Origin of the sequence: Fibrobacter sp. (assembly GCF_017551775.1) — a bacterium.
In the GTDB taxonomy this organism is placed as follows: domain Bacteria; phylum Fibrobacterota; class Fibrobacteria; order Fibrobacterales; family Fibrobacteraceae; genus Fibrobacter.
On record NZ_JAFZKX010000040.1, the window covers coordinates 41,241 to 60,183 of the forward strand.

The window sequence follows — 18,943 nt, forward strand, 5'->3', positions numbered from 1 at the left end:
CCAAAGTCAACACAACCTTAGCAGCATAAAGGGGGTAATACCTATGTCTAAGCATAACGGACAACCACCAATCAATCCGCATGGAGCCGGTTGGCCTTCCACTACGGGAGGCAAATCAGGCGGTGGTCGCGGAGGCAATCCGCCTAAAGGCAGATAACGGCCAATAATTCTCTCCCCCAGGTTTTGCCCTCGGGGGAGTTTTCACTTCAGCGGCCTACCCCACCGTCGCCGTCACATCTTCCGCAATCTGCTTGGGCGTGAGGCGGTTCCTTTCCATGAGCTCGCCGTAGGGCACCTTGTCGTAGAATTCCTTCTTGAGGCCCTTCACGAGTACCTTCATGCCGGTATTGCCGTAATAACGCGCAATCTTCTCGCCAAAGCCGCCGTCCACAACACCGTTTTCCAAAGTAACGACAATCTGGTGGTCGGTGCGCAGGCCATCCAATACCTCGCAATCGATGCCTGTGGCAAATCGCGGGTTGACAATGGTCGCGTCGATTCCCGACTTTGCAAGTTCTGCAGCGGCTTCTTCGGCGAGGGTGTAGTAGCTCCCGAGACCGATTAATGCCACCTTGCTTCCACGTTTGTCAACCTTGTACGTGTTCAGCCTGGAGTAATCCTTGTCGAACGCGGTATTCCTGTGCGCAACTCCATTCGGGATGCGGATGGCGATCGGGTGTTCCGTCTGGTCAATCGCATAGTCCATCATGGCGACGGCCTCTTCCACGCAGGTCGGGCAGAGGTATACCAGGTTCGGGATGTTACTCATCATCGGGATGTCGAATATGCAGAGGTGCGTGGTGTCGTTCATGCCGTCGGCACCCGACATGGTCACGAGAATCGTTGCCGGGTTGTTGTTCGCGCAGAGGTCCTGCGAAAGCTGGTCGTAGGTGCGTTGGATGAACGTGCCGTGCGTACTATAAATCGGTTTTGCTCCGCCCTTCGCGAGGCCGGATGCAAGCGCCACGGCGTGCTCTTCGGCAATGCCCACGTCAATGAACTGCTTGCCCGCTTCCTTGCGCTGGTCGGCAAAGAACCCGATGCCCGCAGGCACGGCGGAATGGATCACGACCACCTTCGGGTCCGCCTTGATTTTCTTCATCAGGTAATCGCCGAGGATGCCTCCGTACGATTCTCCCTTGCCCCAGTTGATGACGCCGGTCGGAATATCAAACGGTGCCGCCCAGTGGAAACCCTCCTTTGAGTTTTCCGCAAAGCTGTAGCCTTTGCCCTTGAGCGTGTAGATGTGCACCACGACGGGTTTCTTGGAATCTTTCACCTGCTTGAACGCTGCGATGAGCGGTTCAATTTCGTTACCTTGTTCTACATAGAGGTAGTCGAACCCGAGGGTCTTAAAATAGTTGTTTTCGCTTTTGCCCTGCGTGGCACGGAGTTCCGCGAGGCTCGCGTAGAGTCCGCCGTGGTTTTCGGCGATGGACATTTCGTTGTCGTTCACCACCACGATAAAGTTCGTCGCGTACTCGCCCGCATTGTCGAGGCCTTCGAACGCTTCGCCACCGCTCAAGGAACCGTCACCGATTACGGCAATCACATTGCCCGATTCGCCCTTGATGTCGCGTGCGGTCGCCAGTCCGAGAGCGAGGCTCACCGAGGTCGAGGTATGGCCAATCATAAAGTGGTCATGTTCGCTTTCGCAGGGTTCTGTGTAGCCCGTGACGCTCCAGTATTTTTCCGGATTCAAAAACGCTTCGGCACGGCCGGTCAGAATCTTGTGGGTGTAGCTCTGGTGCGACACATCGTAGACGATTTTATCTTTCGGGGATTCAAAAACGTAATGCAGCGCGATGGTCGCTTCCACGAATCCGAGGTTCGGCGACAGGTGTCCGCCGCATTTTGAAATCTTGTTGAGGAGGGCCGTACGGATTTCGCCAGCCAGCGTCTTGAGGGTTTCAGAGTCCATCTTCTTGACGTCGGCAGGGGACGCGATTTTTTCCATCAGCATAAGGAACCGCCTTCGGGGTGGTTGAGTGTTCATTACAAATATACTACCTGCAGCCCCATTTAAGTTCCAAAACGGGCCATCGAACCATGCCACCTCTCTATTTTTCTATTTTTACCCCCGCAACAAAAAACCGCGCATGCGGAAAGGATTAATCTATGTCGAAACTGACAGATTCTAAGGAATGGAAGGCCCTCGAAGCCCATGCCGAAGTCGCCAAGACCTGGCACATGAAGGAACTCTTCGCGAAGGACCCGGCCCGCGCCGGCAAGTTCAGCCTGGAGGCCTGCGGACTCTTCCTGGACTACTCCAAGAACATCATCACCGACGAGACCATGGCGAAGCTCCAGGACCTGCTCAAGTCCGCCAACTTCGACGACATGCGCGCCAAGTACTTCGCTGGCGAAAAGATTAACACCACCGAAAAGCGCGCTGTGCTCCACACCGCACTCCGCTACAAGGGCAACGACGCCATCTGCGTCGACGGCAAGGACGTGATGCCCGAAGTTCGCGCCGTGCTCAAGCACATGGAAGACTTTACCCACCTCGTCCGCAGCGGCAAGTGGAAGGGCCACACCGGCAAGTCCATCAAGTACGTGGTGAACATCGGTATCGGCGGTTCCGACCTCGGTCCGGTGATGGTCACCGAAGCTTTGAAGCCGTATGCCGAAAAGCCGATCGCCGGCGAAACCTCTCCGGAAGTCTACTTCGTTTCTAACATCGACGGCACTCACATGGCCGAGACGCTCAAGAAGGTGAACATCGAAGAGACGCTCTTCATCGTCGCTTCCAAGACGTTCACGACCCTCGAGACCATGACCAACGCCGAAACGGCCAAGGCCGCCGTCCTCAAGGCTTTCAACGGTGACGAGAAGTCCATCGCGAAGCACTTCGTGGCGCTTTCCACCAACACCGAAGCCGTCGCCGCCTTCGGTATCGACACCGCCAACATGTTCGAATTCTGGAACTGGGTCGGTGGCCGTTACTCCCTGTGGTCTGCCATCGGTCTCTCGATCGCTCTCCGCATCGGTTTCGAAAACTACATGAAGCTCCACCAGGGCGCCTACGAAATGGATCAGCATTTCAAGACCGCTCCGGCCGACAAGAACATGCCGGTTATCCTCGCCCTCATCGGCGTGTGGTACAACAACTTCTTCGGCGCTTCCAGCTACGCGATGCTCCCGTACGACCAGTACCTGCACCGCCTCGCCGCCTACTTCCAGCAGGCCGACATGGAATCCAACGGCAAGACCGTTGACCGCGATTCCCTGCGCGTCGACTACCAGACCGGCCCGATCCTCTGGGGCGAACCGGGCACCAACGGCCAGCACGCCTTCTACCAGCTGATCCACCAGGGCACCAAGATGATTCCTTGCGACTTCATCGCCCCGGCCAACAGCCACAACAAGGTCGGCGACCATCACCAGAAGCTGCTCTCCAACTTCTTTGCCCAACCCGAAGCCTTGATGAACGGCAAGACGCTCGCCCAGGCCCAGGAAGAACTCCGCAAGGATGGCAAGAGCGAAGAAGAAATCGCATTCCTCGCTCCGCACAAGGTGTTCGAAGGCAACAAGCCGACCAACTCCATCATGATGGACTACGTTTCCCCGGAAACGCTCGGCGCCCTCATCGCCATGTACGAACACAAGATCTTCACGCAGGGCGTTATCTGGAACATCAACAGCTACGACCAGTGGGGTGTTGAACTCGGCAAGCAGCTCGCCAAGAAGATCCTCCCGGAACTCGCCAAGGCCGACGCCGAACTGGGCCACGACAGCTCCACCAACGGGCTGATCAAGTGGTTCAAGGCTCACCAGGCTTAATGGACCCTATCGTGCTTTGCACTCCAGGGTGACATGTCATTGCACTTCGTGCATGACTGCGTCGGTTATCCAATGCGTGTGCAAGCACCCGCGCTGTATAACCTAGCATGTCATTCTGGAGTGTCCGCAAGGACACGATAGAATCAATAAAAACCGCGGCTTTCAAAAGTCGCGGTTTTTTGTATAAAATCACATCCAATTTCATTCCAAGTTGGAATAAAATCTTTCCACTCCACAAGAGCCTCTTTGCGCTTCCGCACACTACGAGAGCCGTTTGCAAACTTTTTGCACTCATCACCGCTTTTGAGGGTATTTTATAACGAAATGACTCAACAACGGAGACAATATGAAAAGGGGCATACTTTTCATCCTGGGACTTTCTGCAGCGCAAGTTTTTGCCGAAAACCAATGCATAGAGCTTTGCTCCTCATGCATGAATAACGACAAGCAAGATGTATGCGCAAAAGTCGAATCCCTTTGCAAGTGTTCAGATATTCTAGAAAGTTTAAAGTTGGAACTTCTGTCAACGAACTCGTCGACAATCGATACCACGCAGGCCACTCAAGCACCCTTTGACACAAGTATTTCTCCAATCGACTCGCTGGCAGAAGCCGACAGCACAGAACATAATGATTCGGCAATAACAATCGTTACGACACAAGACACGCAAGTAGTAGAAAAAAGGCAAGTATTTTCACAAGGCGAGCAAAACATCAACGTGACAGTCTCTGTTGTTACGGAGAAAGAAAAAGTAAAAGAGGAACCAGCCCCTTCACAAACAAAAAAGAACAGAATTTTCTATTTGGGTCTTTCCCTCGGTTTCGAACAGTTCCAAGAATACACCGTTGCCAATTACGAAGTCTACGAAGCGGATGAATTTTACGACCACTTAGGCGCAAATCTTGGATTGTTCTTGCGCTGGTATTTTTATAGCGCAGGAAGTTTCCAGTTCGGTCTAAACGCAATTTACCATCACGGGTACAACGATATACAAGGCTCTGATTTCAAGATTGGCGGAGAGCAAATCAATTACAACCATGATGTATCCATTAATTACCACAGCATCATGGCAGAGATTCCGCTCACTTTCCGCTTCGGAATACCCTTTATAGCAAGTCCCTATCTTAGCTTAGGCATCCATGTTCGCAAACCCATTTACGCATGGATCGATTACGATGTCGACGTAACGTTCCATTTGGGCAACTATTATAGTTACAGCAACCGCGACTACGATTTCGATGAACACGGAGGTTATCACGGAGCGTTTGCGGACATCGATTGGGAATTCCTCGGCTATCTCGGATTCGGAATCGAATTAACAAGACACATTTCCATCCAATGGCAGATGCTCCTGATAAATGCGGTCACTTACTCCGCCAATGTTTTAAACTACAAATTGCTAGCCGATACCTGGCGTTTAAGCCTCGACTTCGCTTTCTAAGGAGGGCATATGAAGGTTATCAAAACAACAAAGTCCATCTGGATTGGAGGCCTTGCGCTGGCGGCATCCATGTTCCTTACCGCATGTAGCTATGAAAGTCCCTTTTCAAAAGCCGAAGAAGAGTTGGACGACATAAGATACGACGCCAAAAGTGAATACGAAGATCGAGAATCAGAGGACGAAGCGGACAAGTGCTACTATGGCGAAAGTTCCCACCCGGATTCGTGGTGTTGCAACTACTATGGATATAGATGCGGTTACATCTCAAGCAGCTCCTCTTTCCGTTCAAGTTCCAGTTATCGGCAAAGTTCCAGCAGTACCCAGAAAGAGTACGTATCGGAATACGATTATCTAACCAGTTCCATGACGCTCAACTTCAGTTTGACCCACTACGAACAGACCGTATGCACCATGGAAGGCAAAGGTTCAAAATCCTGCAACTATGACGACGGAGATCCAAAGATTTCCTTCAAGATCATATTCATCAAATTCACCGGAGATTCAACGACATATTCTACGAGCGACAAACTCGGGAAAAAATGGTTCTATTACGAAAACACAGGCGAATGGGATGGCAAAAAAACATTTTCTGTAAATGTTCCCGCATACACAGAAACCATCCGCGTTTGCCCAACGGTTCTCGATGACGACTTTAGTTTTGACGACGACATGTCATCTGGTTATTGCTACTACATTTCCAGCATCGGTTCGTTAGATTATCAAGAAGTAGTTTACCAATCGGACTACAAGAACACGAAATGCGAAGTTGAATGGGAATGGTATTTATACTAGGCCACAGAAGCCTAGAATCCCAGGCGGCAATCCCTATTTCAGCGTATGGAGCAGGGAATCGATGCGGGCAGTCATCTTGACGGCGCCGGTATACGCAAGGTGGTCCTTGTCATTGCACACTTCGCCCAAAAAATCGTGATTGCCCATCTTGTTCTCGTCCATGAAGATGAAGTTCGGGTGTTCCTTGCTCAGGTCGGCAATTCCCTGCAACAGCTCGGGAGCCTCGCTGCGGCGCGGGCCATAGCGCCCGAACGAGCCCGTCTTCTGGAAATTCGGGTTCTGCGGGAACACGATACCGATAACGTAAATGCCGTTGCTTTCGGCCAGTTCGATAATTTCCTCAAGATGCGCGAAGGCCTCATAGTAGCTGTCCGAGGCAAAATCCATCCAGGTGCTGTCATATTCCACAACGGGCAAATCTTCCCAAGGCTTCGGATTGAAGCGCACATAGCCCATCTCGTCACGGAAATAGCCCGCATAGAAATCCGACCCGAAGGAGGACTGCACCACCTCGGCCAAGCCCTCGGGAACACTATCCTGCCAGAAGTTATGGTTCGCATCATAGATGTAGCCCGGATACTTCTTGTATTCGTTGTAGAAGAAGTTGTATTCGCTCCGCTCGCTATGGAACCACAAATCGATATCCAGCGATACGATGAGGTACTTGAGGTTCTTCACGTGCGGCAGCACGTAGTTTTCGAACAGGTACTTGGAAACGTAAACCATGTTGGGCACATTCGCCATATTTATGACAAAGAAATCTTCGCTGAACAGGGCCGGGACGAGGCCCATGAGCGGCCTGGACGACCCAAGAATCACGACATTCGCGGTATCCTTGTACGTCCAGAGGAGTTCCAGCTTATAGCGCAACATGTAAGGGGGCTCGCCCGCACCAATTGAGCAATACACGCCCGCGCTGTCGAAGTCCAAATCCGTCTGGATGGCGCTACCCGCTTCCTGAGTCCAGAGGGCGGGATGCCACATATCTTCGCCTTCCACGAGTTCAATCATGCTCGAATCGCTTACATCCACCAGCACCACCCAGCCGTGCCTGCCTTCCGGATTCGCGATAGAGGTCACCACGTATTTTTCGCCGGGACGCCTCGTGGCGTCGTGAGCCCATTCCGTATGGTCGAACGAGAAACCCGCGGGAGCCCCGATGGATTCAATCAACTTGCCCGTACTGTCGGCGATGAGCAGGCGTTCGTGCGTTCCGTAATCCTGTCCGACGAATTCGCGGCCCGTCTTCCCGCCAAAATCAAGGAATAGCGTGCGTTTGCTGCCATCGCGCGCGAGGCTCGCGTTGCAGGCCTGCTCGCCCTCATACCATACCTCATCACGCGCGGCACCCGAACTGTCCACAATGCGGGCGCGCAGTTTCGACGCCCCCGTAACAGCCAGCCTGTTATCGTCACTCACGCCCCCATGGTACGCGCCTTCGAAAAGTTTCTGCGGCATACCGAACGCGCCTTTCGAGAACGGCACCTGCCAAGTGGTCTGCGTCCGGAACGAGGCATCGTCCTTGTTGTTCGCCGCCGATGTCACAAAGACGATGACGGTATCGCCCGAATCGAGCACACGCCAGCGCGGTATCGCGGCACCATCCACATTGAGCTTCGCGACATAACTCCAGATGGCATCGAGGCTGCGCACATATATACGCGACTTGCCATCTACGCCCTCGAGGCCGGTACAGAAAGCCACCAACTTGCCATCGGGAGAAATATCCGGATGGTACACGTCGAACGTGTCGACGATTTCCTCGACGTTCGGAATCCCGCTGGAATAGTCGATATATGCGAGATTCCCCGTCAAATCGTTCCTGAAGGCGAGTTTTACGTTGAACGAACCCGTCTTCCCGCGAAGTTTCGCGGAATTGGACACGACGACAAAACGGCTATTGCCCGCGTACCCCTTGTCGTTCATCCATACGGCGCTGGGAATGGCGCCCATGGCAAGGCGGAACCCGACATATTCGGCATGGGTAGAAGAGGTCACGGTGTACACGTCACCGCGGGAATACCGCAGCATTCCAGAAGCGGGCGTGCGGAAAGAACCGCCCTTCACGATGCGCTTTCCCTGGTGACCACCGTCGGGTGCACCCGCAAAATTCATGAGGGTCGTATCCCGCAGATTGGCATACCAGTCGTTCACCCATTCCATCACGTTGCCCGCCATATCACAGATGGCATCGCCCTGCAACGCCGTACACACCTCATGGGGTTTGTCTTCGGAATTTTCCGCACTCCACGAATGCTGCGTATCCCAATGCCAGCGGGAAACAAACATCCATTCCGCTTCCGTTGGCAGGCGCATCCCCGCCGACTGCGGTTCGAACGCGTACCCTTCCAAGAAAGTGCAATGCCCCTGGTTGTCCTTCGTCACGGCAGTGTACCTGTAGGCGGTATCGAGATCAAGCATTTTGCTCTTCTCGTTTGCGAAAAGCACCGCATCGAAGAACGTCACGTCGGTAACGGGCAGGGAATCGTTTTCGCATTCGGGCACGAACCCGCGGCCATCCATCACGGACTTGTATTCACCGCAGGTGACCTCGTGTTTAGAAAACCAAAAATTGTAGTCGAACAATACAAGCATCTGCGGGCGTTCGCCGGAAGGAGCGGTCGTCACGTTGGCCCCGAGATACACGGAATCACCGGCAGCGCCAATCAGTTTAAATCCGTCCGTTGCCGCGGGCTCCTCGGGGGTCTCCACAATCGGGGATGACGGCGAGTCCGGTTTCTTGTCCGTACACGCCACAACGGCCATAGCGACGGCTACGGCGGCAAACAGGGGAACCCTACACAAACGAATCAAACCTTTTTTGGAACTCTCAAAAAACATTGATAATTTCACCCCTCCCGTTTCACAATCCCTTTTGCAAATATATATTTTTTTCACCATGTCCACCGAACCGATCGAATCGCTCATCAAGAAACTTTCCCCGCTCATGGAGGAAGAATCCGAAATATTCCGCGAGCTTGCGGTCTTTTTCGGCAGAGCCTCGAAAATTCAGACGGACAGAAGCGAACTTTCGAAATTCCTGGGCCGCAAAAGGCTCTACCAAGTTCTGCGCTTTACAGGAAATAGTTTCAAGGACTGCGTGTACCAACTCGTGGACGATCATCCCGAATCGATGGAAGCGCTCGGCATGCTGCGCTACTACACCTCGCCCAAGAAAAAAATCGACTGGGAACAGATCGAGCATGCCGAAATAGCCCTGGGCAAAGAACTTACCACGAACGCCTACGGATGGATGCCCGACGCATGGACGGCATTCGAAGGCGAATCGGACGAAGAAGGGAACCCGCACGAGCTGGTGGCCATTCTCGCATTCGATTACGGCGATTAACCAGCCTTACGTCTTGCCGATGGCACTGCAGTGTAACGAGGGTTTGCAAGCCTCTGCAACGCGGCGGTATGATGATGGGTGACGAGCGGGGTTATGGATTGACAAATTCAAACAAAGTAATTCCCGGTAATTTGCCTTTTCGGCTATTAAGGTAATCACTTAAGGCCATGTCCACGACCTGCTTGCGCTGCGATGACGCATGGCGGAGCCGCGGGGCTTCCCCAGGCTTGAACACGATAAATCCGGTATGGCTCGCATCGTATTTTTCGGCCTTCGAGATAAAGGCAACGCCGAGCACATTCAGGGTGTCGGACCGCGTCTCGGCGGCCCAACTGCGAGCCTTTTCATAAGGCAGGTAGCGGATTTGCACCTTCGGGTCGTCAGCCGGTTTGCCGTCAACCAGGTACTTCATTTTCTTCGCCTTGAAGAACTCCTTCTTGGCGATGGTGCGTTCCATCAGCGTATCGCCTTGCACCGGCATAATGCGGGCGAACTTCCCTTCGCCCACCCAGTCGACAATCATGTAGTGCTTGCGCGTGCGGTAGCCGATTTTTCCGCCCACATAGCGGATGCGCTGTAGCACGTTGAACAGAGAATCTTCGCTAGTCGCATTCGCCATCGCGAGAACGTGTTCCACGTAGGTGACGCAATCGACCGAATCCAAATACACCATCGGTTTCGACTCCACGGCATCGATATGGCCCTCGCCCATCTTGCCGAGACCATACGGCGTTTTCATGAGCCTCCTGGAGAAATATTCCAGGCGATCATCAAAATCCTTCAGGCCCATGCCCTCGCGCCACATGTCCTTCATGCGGAGCAGCGAAGGATACCCGTTGTTCGCCCATTCCACAAGCGCGATCCACACGGAATCCATCGTATTCTTGCAATCGGCATCCTTGTTTTTGCCGGTCTGGTTCAGGTACATGGCAACAGAAAGCGTGTCGCCCGCCATCGTGAAGATGTAACCCGCAAGGCCGTGAACTTCGGCGATGTAGCCCGTCTTGAAGCGCGTAAACCAGGGATACAAAAGCGTCTGCATGCGCTTGCTGCCCGAACCGATCCGCGGGCTCGCAAAAGAATTGACGTAGTATTCGCCCTTCGGGTGGCGCGCCATCTTGGCAAGCATCTTCGTTTCGACGGAAGGCTTGAGCTTGTTTTTCGCGGCCAGCCCGCAACCGTCGAACACTTCGAACCCGCTGGAATCAAGCCCCATCTCGGCGAGGAACCTGCGTTCGAGTTTCTTGCCGTTTTCTACGCTCCCGACGCCATACACGTAGGCGGCGGCATTGCGGAAGAGCGTCTCGGCATGCAAATTCTGGCTTCTCTGGTTGATTTCGTCCATCACGCTCAGCAGAGGCGCCGACGAGAAGGTAAAGGTTTTCCTCTTCACGGGGCCCGCGGGAACGGGAGCCTCGTACAGCACCAGCCCGCGATCGCGGAAGGCGCGCAAAAGAGCCGCACGGAAATACCCGATGGCCTTGCGCACGGGTATCACGAACTGCGTCGAATCGGACTCGATATCGAATTCGCCCTCGATGGTCACCACCGGCTCGTTCGGGTCCAGCGCACGGTTCCACTTGAGCTTCTGCTTGCGTCCGCGCTTGTTGCGGGGCGCCGTCTTCGTTATCAACTTGTTCACGACCTTGACATACCCCACGTCGGGCACGACCGTCACGCGGACCGGATCGCCCTCGGCATCACCCGGCTTAATGCGGATTACCGTGCAGTTGTCGTTGAACTGCAGGGGCGTCACCTCGGCACCGTAATAGTAGTCGAAAAAGTCACTGCGCCAAAATTCGGGTTTCCAAGGCGGAGTAAAGAACGATGTGTCGAGCACCACGCGGCCGCGGATGGTATCGATGCCGAGCGACTTGATGGAATCGGCCATCGCGTAGAGAACGAGCATCGGGTCGGTGTAATAGCGTGCCGAAATATTCGGGTCGCCTTCGCCGCGCACGTTCACTTCGCCGGTAAAGACGTTGCGCTGCTTGTTACCTATCAGCCTGAGCTTTGTCTGCGGGGCATAATCGAGCGGCAAAAAATGAAGCGCGGTCGCCGTCGAGAGCGTCTTCATCGTGCTCGCGGGCGTAAAATATTCGTCGGCATTCACGTTCAGGAGTTCCGCTCCCGTGCTCACCGAACGCACGGAAAGCCCGAATTTCACTTCGGGAATCACGGAATCGATGTAGGCCTGATACGGTGCGAAATCGAACCCCGCAAAGAGCGGCGCAATCGCAAGCAGGAGAACAACAACCAACCTATTCAAGAACCCCAAACCCAACCACTCACTTTTTGCGACGAACCAAGCAAACAATCAAGCAAACAAAAGCAGCGATTACAGCAAGGCTAATGAGAACAAACGCGACAACAATGATTATGTCAACCGCACGCCACATGGGGTACAGAGAAGTCGGATGCTCGAATTTCAAGTCATCGGGCAAGACTTCCGGAATATCCGCAAGCAGGGCGTTTTCAACCATTTTCAAGGCGGCCGCCTCGTCGAGCGAATCATCGCGACGCAAGACATTGTTCACGTCCTTATGGGCTTGCACCAGGAGTTTCGCGACTTCGCGTCCGCGAATATCCTCGTTTTCGTTTAAGGACAGCGCCGTCCCGATATCGTTTGTTAGTTTATTTAAAATACATTCAATTTCACCCCATTCGGGGATATTCGGGAAACTCTTGCCAATTTCGAGACTCTGGATGACCTGCGAGTAGCGGCGATCCTGGTTCCAGATGCTGATGAGCCCGCGGTCCGAAGGCAGGAATCCAACCGCACGGCAGAAACCGTCGATGTTGTCGGAACGCAACAGGTAAGAAAGCAACATTTCCGCGGCAGCGTACCGCACGGAATCGCCATGCTTGGGCAAGGCCAGGTGGCTTCCGCCCACGAACGTGTAATGCGCACGCGGACCTTCAGGAGACGGCAAAATCATGATGCCGTCATCGGCGATAGCGCTCGAGCGCAGCCCGCCGACATCTTCGGGATAGTCCAGCTGGCGCACAAGTTCCGACGAGCCGTAATGGATGAGGACTTCGGAGTTCACGAACCGCGCCGCGTTCTGCGCTGAATTTTCAGAAAGGCTCAAGGGGGCAAGTTCATTGTCGCCCAGAATCTTCACGAACACGGAAATGCCAGCAAGCGTCAGGGAATCCAGCAGGCCGCTCCTGCAGGAACCTTCTTCACAATCCAGAAATTCGCCGCCGTAACTCCACACGAACGGAGCCATCTGCTGCGGCCCGGTCCAGTCGTCCTTGCCGGGCAGCGCGAACGCTGCGACGCGCTTCATTTCGGAGTTCTTCAATTCCCCGCGGTTGATGGCGCGGAGCGATCCGAGGAACCTCGAGAAGTCGCTAATATCGCTGTCCTGAATGTCGAGCGAATGCCAGAGCCACTCGTTCGCGAAAAAGACGCGCACGTCCAGGAACCACGGGAAGGAATACACGTCGGGACTGCCGACCATGCGGCTCGCCTTGAACAGTTCGGGATAGAACCTCGAAGAATCAATTTGGGCAAGGAGCGTGTCGAGCACGCGGAGCTTGCCGATCGAAGCAAAATGCGGGACCCACGTGGAACCCAGCTGCAACACGTCCGGGAAATCAGCTACGGAATCCGGATTGGCGAGAGCCTCGGAAATGGCGGCGTAGGCGGTGGCCCAGTTCAGCACGCGCACCTCGACCGGGATGCCCGTATCGCGCCGGAACTTTTTCACCAACTTGTGCACGGCCTTCTGCGAGCCGACACCGTTGTCCATGACCCAAAGATAAAGCGGGCCGGACCAGGGGGCACTTTGCAAAACAGGTTCCGCATTGGCAGGCGTCGCAACAGCAGCGATTGCGACCGAAGCAGCGACAATCAACGAGGCCAGCAGGCCACGCGCAGGGTGCAACGCATACTTTTTCAACAGCTTCTTCATTTTGCGAGCTTCTTGAAGTCCTCAAAAAAGTTCGGATAAGTCTTGTTCACACACGCGGGATCCAAAATTTTGATAGGCACGCCACCGAGCGCGACGAGACTGAAGCACATCGCCATGCGGTGGTCGTTGTAGGTTTCAATTGTCGCGCTCTGCAATACTTCGGGAGGCGTCACCGTGATGCTGTCCATCGTTTCGCGCACAGTCGCGCCCACCTTGCGCAGTTCCGCAGCCATCGCCGCGATGCGGTCGGTCTCCTTCACGCGCCAACTCGCGATACCGGTAATCGTCATCGGGGCATCCGCAAACAGCGCAAGTACCGCGACCGTCATGGCGGCATCGGGAATCTCGATGGCGTTGAATTCACCGAGGCTCTTGAGCTTGCCCTTCGGGCCTTCGCATTCGATAAACTCGTCACCCCACGTAATCTTCGCGCCCATGCGTTCCAGCACCTTCGCGAATTGCGCATCGCCCTGAGTGCTGCACTTGCCCACGCCGACGACCTTCACCTTGCCACCGGCAATGGCCGCTGCGGCAAGCGGATAGCTCGCCGAACTCGCGTCGCCCTCTACGAAGAAATCGCCGGGAGAGGTGTACTCTCCATGCGGCACGTCGAACCGGTACGGCTGGGCCGCAGGCCACGAGACCTCAACACCGAAGCGCTTCATCACGGCAAGCGTAAGCCTTATGTACGGCTCGGAAATCAGTTCTCCATCCACGTGGATTTTCAGCGGAGCCTTGCAGTACGGAGCGCAAACCAAAAGCGCCGTAAGGTACTGGCTCGAGATGTTCCCGCGCACATGCACCTCGCCACCTTCGAGCCCGGAGGCATCGATACGGAGCGGCGGATAGCCCTCGGTCTCGAGGTATTCAATCTTCGCGCCAAGCGTACGCAACGCATCCACGAGGTCGCGTATCGGGCGTTCCGACATGCGTTCTTCGCCCGTAAGCGCAAACTGGCCCTTCCCGAGCGAAAGCGCGGCCGTGAGCGAACGCATCGCCGTACCCGCGTTGCCGAGGAACAGGTCCACAGCGCCGTCCACCGATATGGGCTTGCCGCTGCCTTCCACCACAGCCTCGGAGAAGTCTTCCGAAAAATCGATATGAACGCCGAGTTTCTGCAAGGCCTCGCCCATGTAGCGCGTATCGTCGCTCTTGAGCAGGTTGTGCAGGCGGGTCCGGCCCTTCGCGAGGGCGGCAATCAAAAAGGCTCTGTTGGTAATACTCTTGGAACCCGGGAGGCGAACCTCCCCTTCAAACGAAGTAAAAACCGGTAACTGTATAAAAGACGGGCGGAACTGAAAATCTTCCATAATTCAAAATTATAAATTATTGAAAAGGCGGCGCACGGAGCGCCGCAAAATCCGCTTAAATTCGACGACAACCGCAAAACGGCAGGTAGACCATGGAACAAGAAATCACGACAAAGGAATTCGAGGTGCGCTTCTCGGACTGCGACCACCACAGCCGCCTAAAACTTTCGAACCTTTTCCTGTTCATGGAAGAGACGGCCATCGCCGACGCCGAGAAAAACGGTTTCGGCCTCTGGAAGATGATGCAGGCCGGCTACACCACCGTCATCACGCGCCTCAAGATTCGCATTTTGCACACGCCCGTCTGGGGCGAAAAAATCCAGGTATCCACCTGGGCCAAGGACATCATCAAAGACAAGGTCGTACTGAAGGACTATTCCATCGTCGATTCACAGGGGCACTCTATCGCCCAGGCGACTTCGAGCTGGCTCCTGGTGAACATCAAGACCGGCAGGTCCGAGAACCCCGCCGATTGCCCGTTCCCCATCCCGCTGTTCCCCGGCAAGAACGCGCTGCCCGAAATGATGGACATTCTCGACCCGCAGATCGAACCGAGGGTGGTATGCACGGAAACGGCCAAGTACAGCGACCTCGACATGAACAGGCACGTGAACCACTGCCGCTACGTGGACTGGGTCATGGACGCCCTCGACGCCGAAGAACTCAAGAGCCGTCGCATCCGTTCCATACAAATGAATTATCTTTCGCAGGTCCCGCTCGGGGGGAAGGTGAGCATCGTACGCTTCAAGAACACGAACCACCACGCCTACATTTTCGGGATGAACGAAGTGGGCATGCAACGCGACCCGAACGATGCGGAATGCCATTTCCAGGCGCGCATCGGGTTTGCAGACTAATTTTATTAGTTTGTATTAACCACCACGCCCAAATCAGGCCACAGTTCAAACGTCACGCTGCCGTCTCGGTCGGTGCGGAAAAACCGCGCCGTATCCCCGAGCACATAAGCGTACTTGCGGATAACCGACATGGCGGGGTGCCCGTAGCTGTTGCCCGCGCCAACGCTTGCCACGGCATAATCCGGAGCGACTTGCGCAACGAACCGCAGTGAGCTGCTCCCCGCAGATCCGTGGTGCGGCACCTGCAGCAAGCCCGCGGAGAGCGTGGGGGAAAGTTCCAGCAGGCGGCGTTCACCCGCAGAATCCAGGTCGCCCGTCAGGAGGGCGGTAGAAACCCCGAATTCCACCCGCAGAACCACGCTCGCAGGGTTCCCGCCTTCGCGCACGTAATCCGGCGGCCAAAGAACGTCGAACCGCGGGGCATCCCCGGCACCCGAAGACTGCCCGGAACCCGCGACACACTCGGGCGAACCTTTCCCGGCACCCGAAGACTGCCCGCAATCCGCAGCGAACCCGAGCGCATCCCCGCGCACAAGCATATCCACCGGGACGCCCAACCTGCGAGCCACCCGCAGTACGCTATCCCGCACAAAACCGCCCGCGGTATCCGGCCCCACGAACAGACGCCGCACATGCACCCGCGCGGCACTCCCAACCTGAGAAGAGTCAACAATCCGCGGCGACGTCCCAACCCGAGCAAAGCCAGCGCCCGCCTCACCCGAAACCCCACCGCGGTCCACAGCGAACTCCATGAACCCGCCCGCATGGTCCCTGTGGTTATGGCTCACCACCACCCACTCGAGCGTATCCACCCCGCGCGCGACCAGCGAATCCACCACCCCCACGGAATCGGGCCCCGTATCGTACAGCGCGAAACGCCCGCCATACTCCAGCAGCACCGCGAGCCCCTGCCCCACATCAAGAAACTCGACCCGCAGCGGAAGAGCCTCCTCCTCGCCCTCATCTATCACACAAGTGCATGCGGTCAGGGCGAAAACGGCCGCCAGAACCCACTTTTTTAACGAAAAAACAGAGTATCTCATACCCTTAATACGGTTATCCCCCCTAAAATCAGCCAAAAGCACACCTTTTTTACTATCTTTTAGGTATGCAGTTACCCAAATACAAGAAAAAGAAACGCATCAAGCTCAAAATTTGCCAGGAACCCGGCTGCGGACGCGAATTCTGGGGACACCCGATTGCCAAGTACTGCGAACTGCACCGCGACATCAAGTTGCGCCAGAAGCAGAAGAAGAACGTGGAGAGCATCGAGTCCAAGAACATCGTTATCCGCCACAACTACACCGAGTCCATGGACCTGATGTTCAAGTGCTGCCTCGAAGGATGCAACGAACTGTTCCCCATCAAGATTTACCCGAAGCAGACCGTCTACCCGCGTTTCTGCAAGGAACACACGAACGACTTCAAGCGCGAGAACTTCATCCGCATCATGCAGAAGAAGAACTCCGACTAGTTTTTTCGCGAAATTAGCGGTTTTTGAAACTTTTTTACTGCCATCCCTTGAAATTTGGGATGGCTTTTTTATATTTGGGCACGCTACATGGTGGATGTAGCTCAATTGGTTAGAGTCCCAGATTGTGATTCTGGATGTTGCCGGTTCGAGTCCGGTCATCCACCCGAAAAATCCCGCGATTATTCGCGGGATTTTTTTATCCAAGTTTTTCGCGGGATTCCTTCCATTTTTTTTCGCGAGGATTTTTTTCATTGATTTTTACAAGGGGGGACGTCTCCCCCTCGGCAGCACTGCGTTGCCGCCTACCCCCACTGCGGGCGCTCGCCGCCCCGCAACGCCCCGGCTAGTTTTGCGCTGCACTCGCCTCATTGCCAGGGGACTTCTACGGAGTCCCTTGCTAATCTTGGCACTACTCCGTAGTGCAGACTGCTGCGCACGGCTTATTCATACCTCATGCAACGGACAGAGAACCCATGGTCCTTAGCGGCGTAGTCGAACGGGCTGATTCCGTCACTCCTCACAAGCATGTAATCTGCGTATATCTCGAAATCTTCCTGGGACGAGCTCCAAAAGCACGCTTCGAAGCCCTCATTCGTGAAGCTAGAATCAAGGAATCTATTGCGTGTAAAATCGCGGTTTCTGTAATAATCGCGGATTCTGTAGCCAGCAGGCAACACAGCAAAGGAATAAGTGTCCCTTCCGTTTGCGCTAGCAATCGTGTCCACTGGACACGAAGTGCCATCTAGGGCATCATCGTCACACCATTCGTACCAGCCGCTAGTGGACCTGAGCGCCTCACTCGCCGTTGAACCGCCAACAGCTTCATAAAGTGCATACCACTCATCTAGAGAAGGCAGATGCCAGCCATCGGGGCAAACGCCCCGAACAGGGCCGTAACCCCTGTTGCATTTTACGCCATAGCCACAGCCCTTAGCTTTTGTAGACCATATTCCCGCACTGTCCATTGCGGCGCTCCATAGATATAAGCGACCATATTTCTCACAATAACTAGCACTATCATTATAGCAGAAACTGGAGGAATCTAATCCCTCAGTGGGTTGCAAATAGGCGTAGTTCAAATTCTCTGCCATCCAAATTTGTTCACCGATTTTTACAATCTTGTATGTTTGCCCGTCACGCCCATCAGTCATAGTTCCTGTAACTCCATCTTCAAAGAAACTGATACTCGACGCATCACTTGAAAACGACTCCGCAGAGCTACTACTTGACTTGGCATCGCCGTTTTTACTGCTACTCGATTTCGCAGAAGAACTGGACACACTTGTCTCGCTTTCGCTCGACTGCGGTGTGACGCTAGAGGAACTACTTGAATCGTCGCAGTCCTCGCAAACAGACAAAGACGAATCCTCGTCGGGGCGGGTTGTGAAACCGCTGCTGTCGTCATCGCCGCAAGCCGCAAACAAGAATGCAGACACGGCACATATTGCTAAAACTCTTTTCATTGTCCTAACCTCTCTACCCTAAAATTAATCTTGCACGCAACGAACAGAGAACCCGTAGTACTTGTAGTTGCTGCCCGGGCGCGCATCGTCGCCGTCGTAGTTCAAGTACATGCGGCACGCGTAGTCGCTATTGAACTCAGTAGAACTCCAGAAGAACGCGTTGTCGCCCTCGCCGTTGAAATACCCATTGTAGCTCCTGAGGCCAGCAGGCAACGCCGAGAAGGAATAGGCATCCGTGCCGTTGCCGCTACTGTTCCAGCCGCTAGTGGACTTGAGCATTTTGCCTGCTGTTGATTGGCCCCCGACCGCGGTAAACAACGTATTCCATTCCGTTTGTGTAGGCAGGTGCCAGCCCTCAGGACAAACTCCGCGTACCGGATATGTCGGTGAGCAAGTCTTATTATAGCCACAGCCCTTGCCATTCGTAGACCACGTTCCCACACTGTCCATCGCTGCAGCCCAGGTGTAAAGGCGACCATATTTGATGCAGTTGGCAGGGTCGTTACCAAAGCACCAACTAGTGGAATCGGAGGTGTAGCCACTATTATTATAGA

General features: G+C 54.7%; 14 protein-coding genes and 1 tRNA gene. 7 read left to right on the top strand and 8 right to left on the bottom strand.

The genetic code is table 11. From position 1 onward, the window contains the following. Nucleotides 1-214 precede the first annotated feature (214 nt). On the bottom strand, nt 215-1,963 hold the full coding sequence (locus tag IK012_RS05040) for a 1-deoxy-D-xylulose-5-phosphate synthase (protein ID WP_290951400.1): 1,749 nt from the start codon (nt 1,961-1,963) through the stop codon (nt 215-217). Between the two features lie 155 nt (nt 1,964-2,118). Between IK012_RS05040 and pgi the strand changes: the two genes are divergently transcribed. The 3 genes from pgi to IK012_RS05055 all read left to right on the top strand — a co-directional run bounded on the left by pgi (nt 2,119) and on the right by IK012_RS05055 (nt 6,016). Continuing rightward, nucleotides 2,119-3,783, top strand: coding sequence for a glucose-6-phosphate isomerase (gene pgi / locus IK012_RS05045; RefSeq protein ID WP_290951403.1), 1,665 nt, complete (start codon nt 2,119-2,121; stop codon nt 3,781-3,783). 346 nt (nt 3,784-4,129) lie between these two features. Next, nucleotides 4,130-5,224, top strand: a complete 1,095-nt coding sequence (locus tag IK012_RS05050; RefSeq protein WP_290951406.1) for a hypothetical protein — start codon at nt 4,130-4,132, stop codon at nt 5,222-5,224. Between the two features lie 9 nt (nt 5,225-5,233). After that, nucleotides 5,234-6,016: a hypothetical protein gene (locus IK012_RS05055; protein ID WP_290951409.1), complete on the top strand. Its 783-nt coding sequence runs from the start codon at nt 5,234-5,236 to the stop codon at nt 6,014-6,016. A gap of 33 nt (nt 6,017-6,049) precedes the next feature. On the opposite strand, the gene IK012_RS05060 is transcribed toward IK012_RS05055, so the two are convergent. Next, the gene (locus IK012_RS05060; RefSeq protein WP_290951412.1) at nt 6,050-8,830 is read right to left on the bottom strand and encodes a TIGR02171 family protein; all 2,781 of its coding nucleotides are present in this window, start codon (nt 8,828-8,830) and stop codon (nt 6,050-6,052) included. Between the two features lie 85 nt (nt 8,831-8,915). Between IK012_RS05060 and IK012_RS05065 the strand changes: the two genes are divergently transcribed. Beyond that, nucleotides 8,916-9,365 (top strand): hypothetical protein, encoded by a 450-nt coding sequence (locus IK012_RS05065; protein WP_290951415.1) that lies wholly within the window; start codon nt 8,916-8,918, stop codon nt 9,363-9,365. Between the two features lie 91 nt (nt 9,366-9,456). Here the strand turns inward: IK012_RS05065 and dacB are convergent, their stop codons facing one another. Genes dacB through aroA form a run of 3 tightly spaced genes read right to left on the bottom strand, consistent with a single transcriptional unit; the run spans nt 9,457 to nt 14,595 of the window. Beyond that, nucleotides 9,457-11,634, bottom strand: coding sequence for a D-alanyl-D-alanine carboxypeptidase/D-alanyl-D-alanine-endopeptidase (dacB, locus tag IK012_RS05070; protein WP_290951419.1), 2,178 nt, complete (start codon nt 11,632-11,634; stop codon nt 9,457-9,459). Between the two features lie 19 nt (nt 11,635-11,653). Continuing rightward, complete coding sequence (locus tag IK012_RS05075; RefSeq protein ID WP_290951422.1) at nt 11,654-13,285, bottom strand: extracellular solute-binding protein; 1,632 nt, start codon at nt 13,283-13,285, stop codon at nt 11,654-11,656. Next, nucleotides 13,282-14,595 carry a 3-phosphoshikimate 1-carboxyvinyltransferase gene (aroA, locus tag IK012_RS05080; RefSeq protein WP_173384755.1) on the bottom strand — a complete coding sequence of 438 codons (1,314 nt, stop codon included), beginning with the start codon at nt 14,593-14,595 and terminating at the stop codon, nt 13,282-13,284. Before aroA ends, IK012_RS05075 begins: the two co-directional genes overlap by 4 nt. Before the next feature lie 92 nt (nt 14,596-14,687). On the opposite strand from aroA, the gene IK012_RS05085 reads away from it, so the two are divergent. Then, nucleotides 14,688-15,452: an acyl-ACP thioesterase domain-containing protein gene (locus IK012_RS05085; RefSeq protein WP_173379070.1), complete on the top strand. Its 765-nt coding sequence runs from the start codon at nt 14,688-14,690 to the stop codon at nt 15,450-15,452. A 5-nt stretch (nt 15,453-15,457) separates the two neighbouring features. Here IK012_RS05085 and IK012_RS05090 read toward each other — a convergent pair whose 3' ends face one another. Beyond that, nucleotides 15,458-16,495 carry an MBL fold metallo-hydrolase gene (locus IK012_RS05090; RefSeq protein WP_290951428.1) on the bottom strand — a complete coding sequence of 346 codons (1,038 nt, stop codon included), beginning with the start codon at nt 16,493-16,495 and terminating at the stop codon, nt 15,458-15,460. A 65-nt stretch (nt 16,496-16,560) separates the two neighbouring features. On the opposite strand from IK012_RS05090, the gene IK012_RS05095 reads away from it, so the two are divergent. Both IK012_RS05095 and IK012_RS05100 read left to right on the top strand, forming a co-directional pair. After that, nucleotides 16,561-16,926 (top strand): hypothetical protein, encoded by a 366-nt coding sequence (locus tag IK012_RS05095; protein ID WP_173379073.1) that lies wholly within the window; start codon nt 16,561-16,563, stop codon nt 16,924-16,926. Nucleotides 16,927-17,016: 90 nt separating this feature from the next. Beyond that, a tRNA-His gene (locus IK012_RS05100) sits at nt 17,017-17,090 on the top strand. A gap of 276 nt (nt 17,091-17,366) precedes the next feature. Here the strand turns inward: IK012_RS05100 and IK012_RS05105 are convergent. Together IK012_RS05105 and IK012_RS05110 are read right to left on the bottom strand one after the other, a co-directional pair. Then, complete coding sequence (locus tag IK012_RS05105) at nt 17,367-18,389, bottom strand: fibrobacter succinogenes major paralogous domain-containing protein (protein ID WP_290951433.1); 1,023 nt, start codon at nt 18,387-18,389, stop codon at nt 17,367-17,369. A 24-nt stretch (nt 18,390-18,413) separates the two neighbouring features. Beyond that, nucleotides 18,414-18,943, bottom strand: a 530-nt coding sequence (locus tag IK012_RS05110) for a fibrobacter succinogenes major paralogous domain-containing protein (protein ID WP_290951435.1), incomplete at its 5' end; no start/stop codon positions are given.

Coding starts and splice junctions, on each gene's coding strand:
- IK012_RS05040 (WP_290951400.1), bottom strand. CDS start 1,963: ATGCTGATGGAAAAAATCGCGTCCCCTGCCGACGTCAAGAAGATGGAC.
- pgi (WP_290951403.1), top strand. CDS start 2,119: ATGTCGAAACTGACAGATTCTAAGGAATGGAAGGCCCTCGAAGCCCAT.
- IK012_RS05050 (WP_290951406.1), top strand. CDS start 4,130: ATGAAAAGGGGCATACTTTTCATCCTGGGACTTTCTGCAGCGCAAGTT.
- IK012_RS05055 (WP_290951409.1), top strand. CDS start 5,234: ATGAAGGTTATCAAAACAACAAAGTCCATCTGGATTGGAGGCCTTGCG.
- IK012_RS05065 (WP_290951415.1), top strand. CDS start 8,916: ATGTCCACCGAACCGATCGAATCGCTCATCAAGAAACTTTCCCCGCTC.
- IK012_RS05075 (WP_290951422.1), bottom strand. CDS start 13,285: ATGAAGAAGCTGTTGAAAAAGTATGCGTTGCACCCTGCGCGTGGCCTG.
- aroA (WP_173384755.1), bottom strand. CDS start 14,595: ATGGAAGATTTTCAGTTCCGCCCGTCTTTTATACAGTTACCGGTTTTT.
- IK012_RS05085 (WP_173379070.1), top strand. CDS start 14,688: ATGGAACAAGAAATCACGACAAAGGAATTCGAGGTGCGCTTCTCGGAC.
- IK012_RS05090 (WP_290951428.1), bottom strand. CDS start 16,495: ATGAGATACTCTGTTTTTTCGTTAAAAAAGTGGGTTCTGGCGGCCGTT.
- IK012_RS05095 (WP_173379073.1), top strand. CDS start 16,561: ATGCAGTTACCCAAATACAAGAAAAAGAAACGCATCAAGCTCAAAATT.
- IK012_RS05105 (WP_290951433.1), bottom strand. CDS start 18,389: ATGAAAAGAGTTTTAGCAATATGTGCCGTGTCTGCATTCTTGTTTGCG.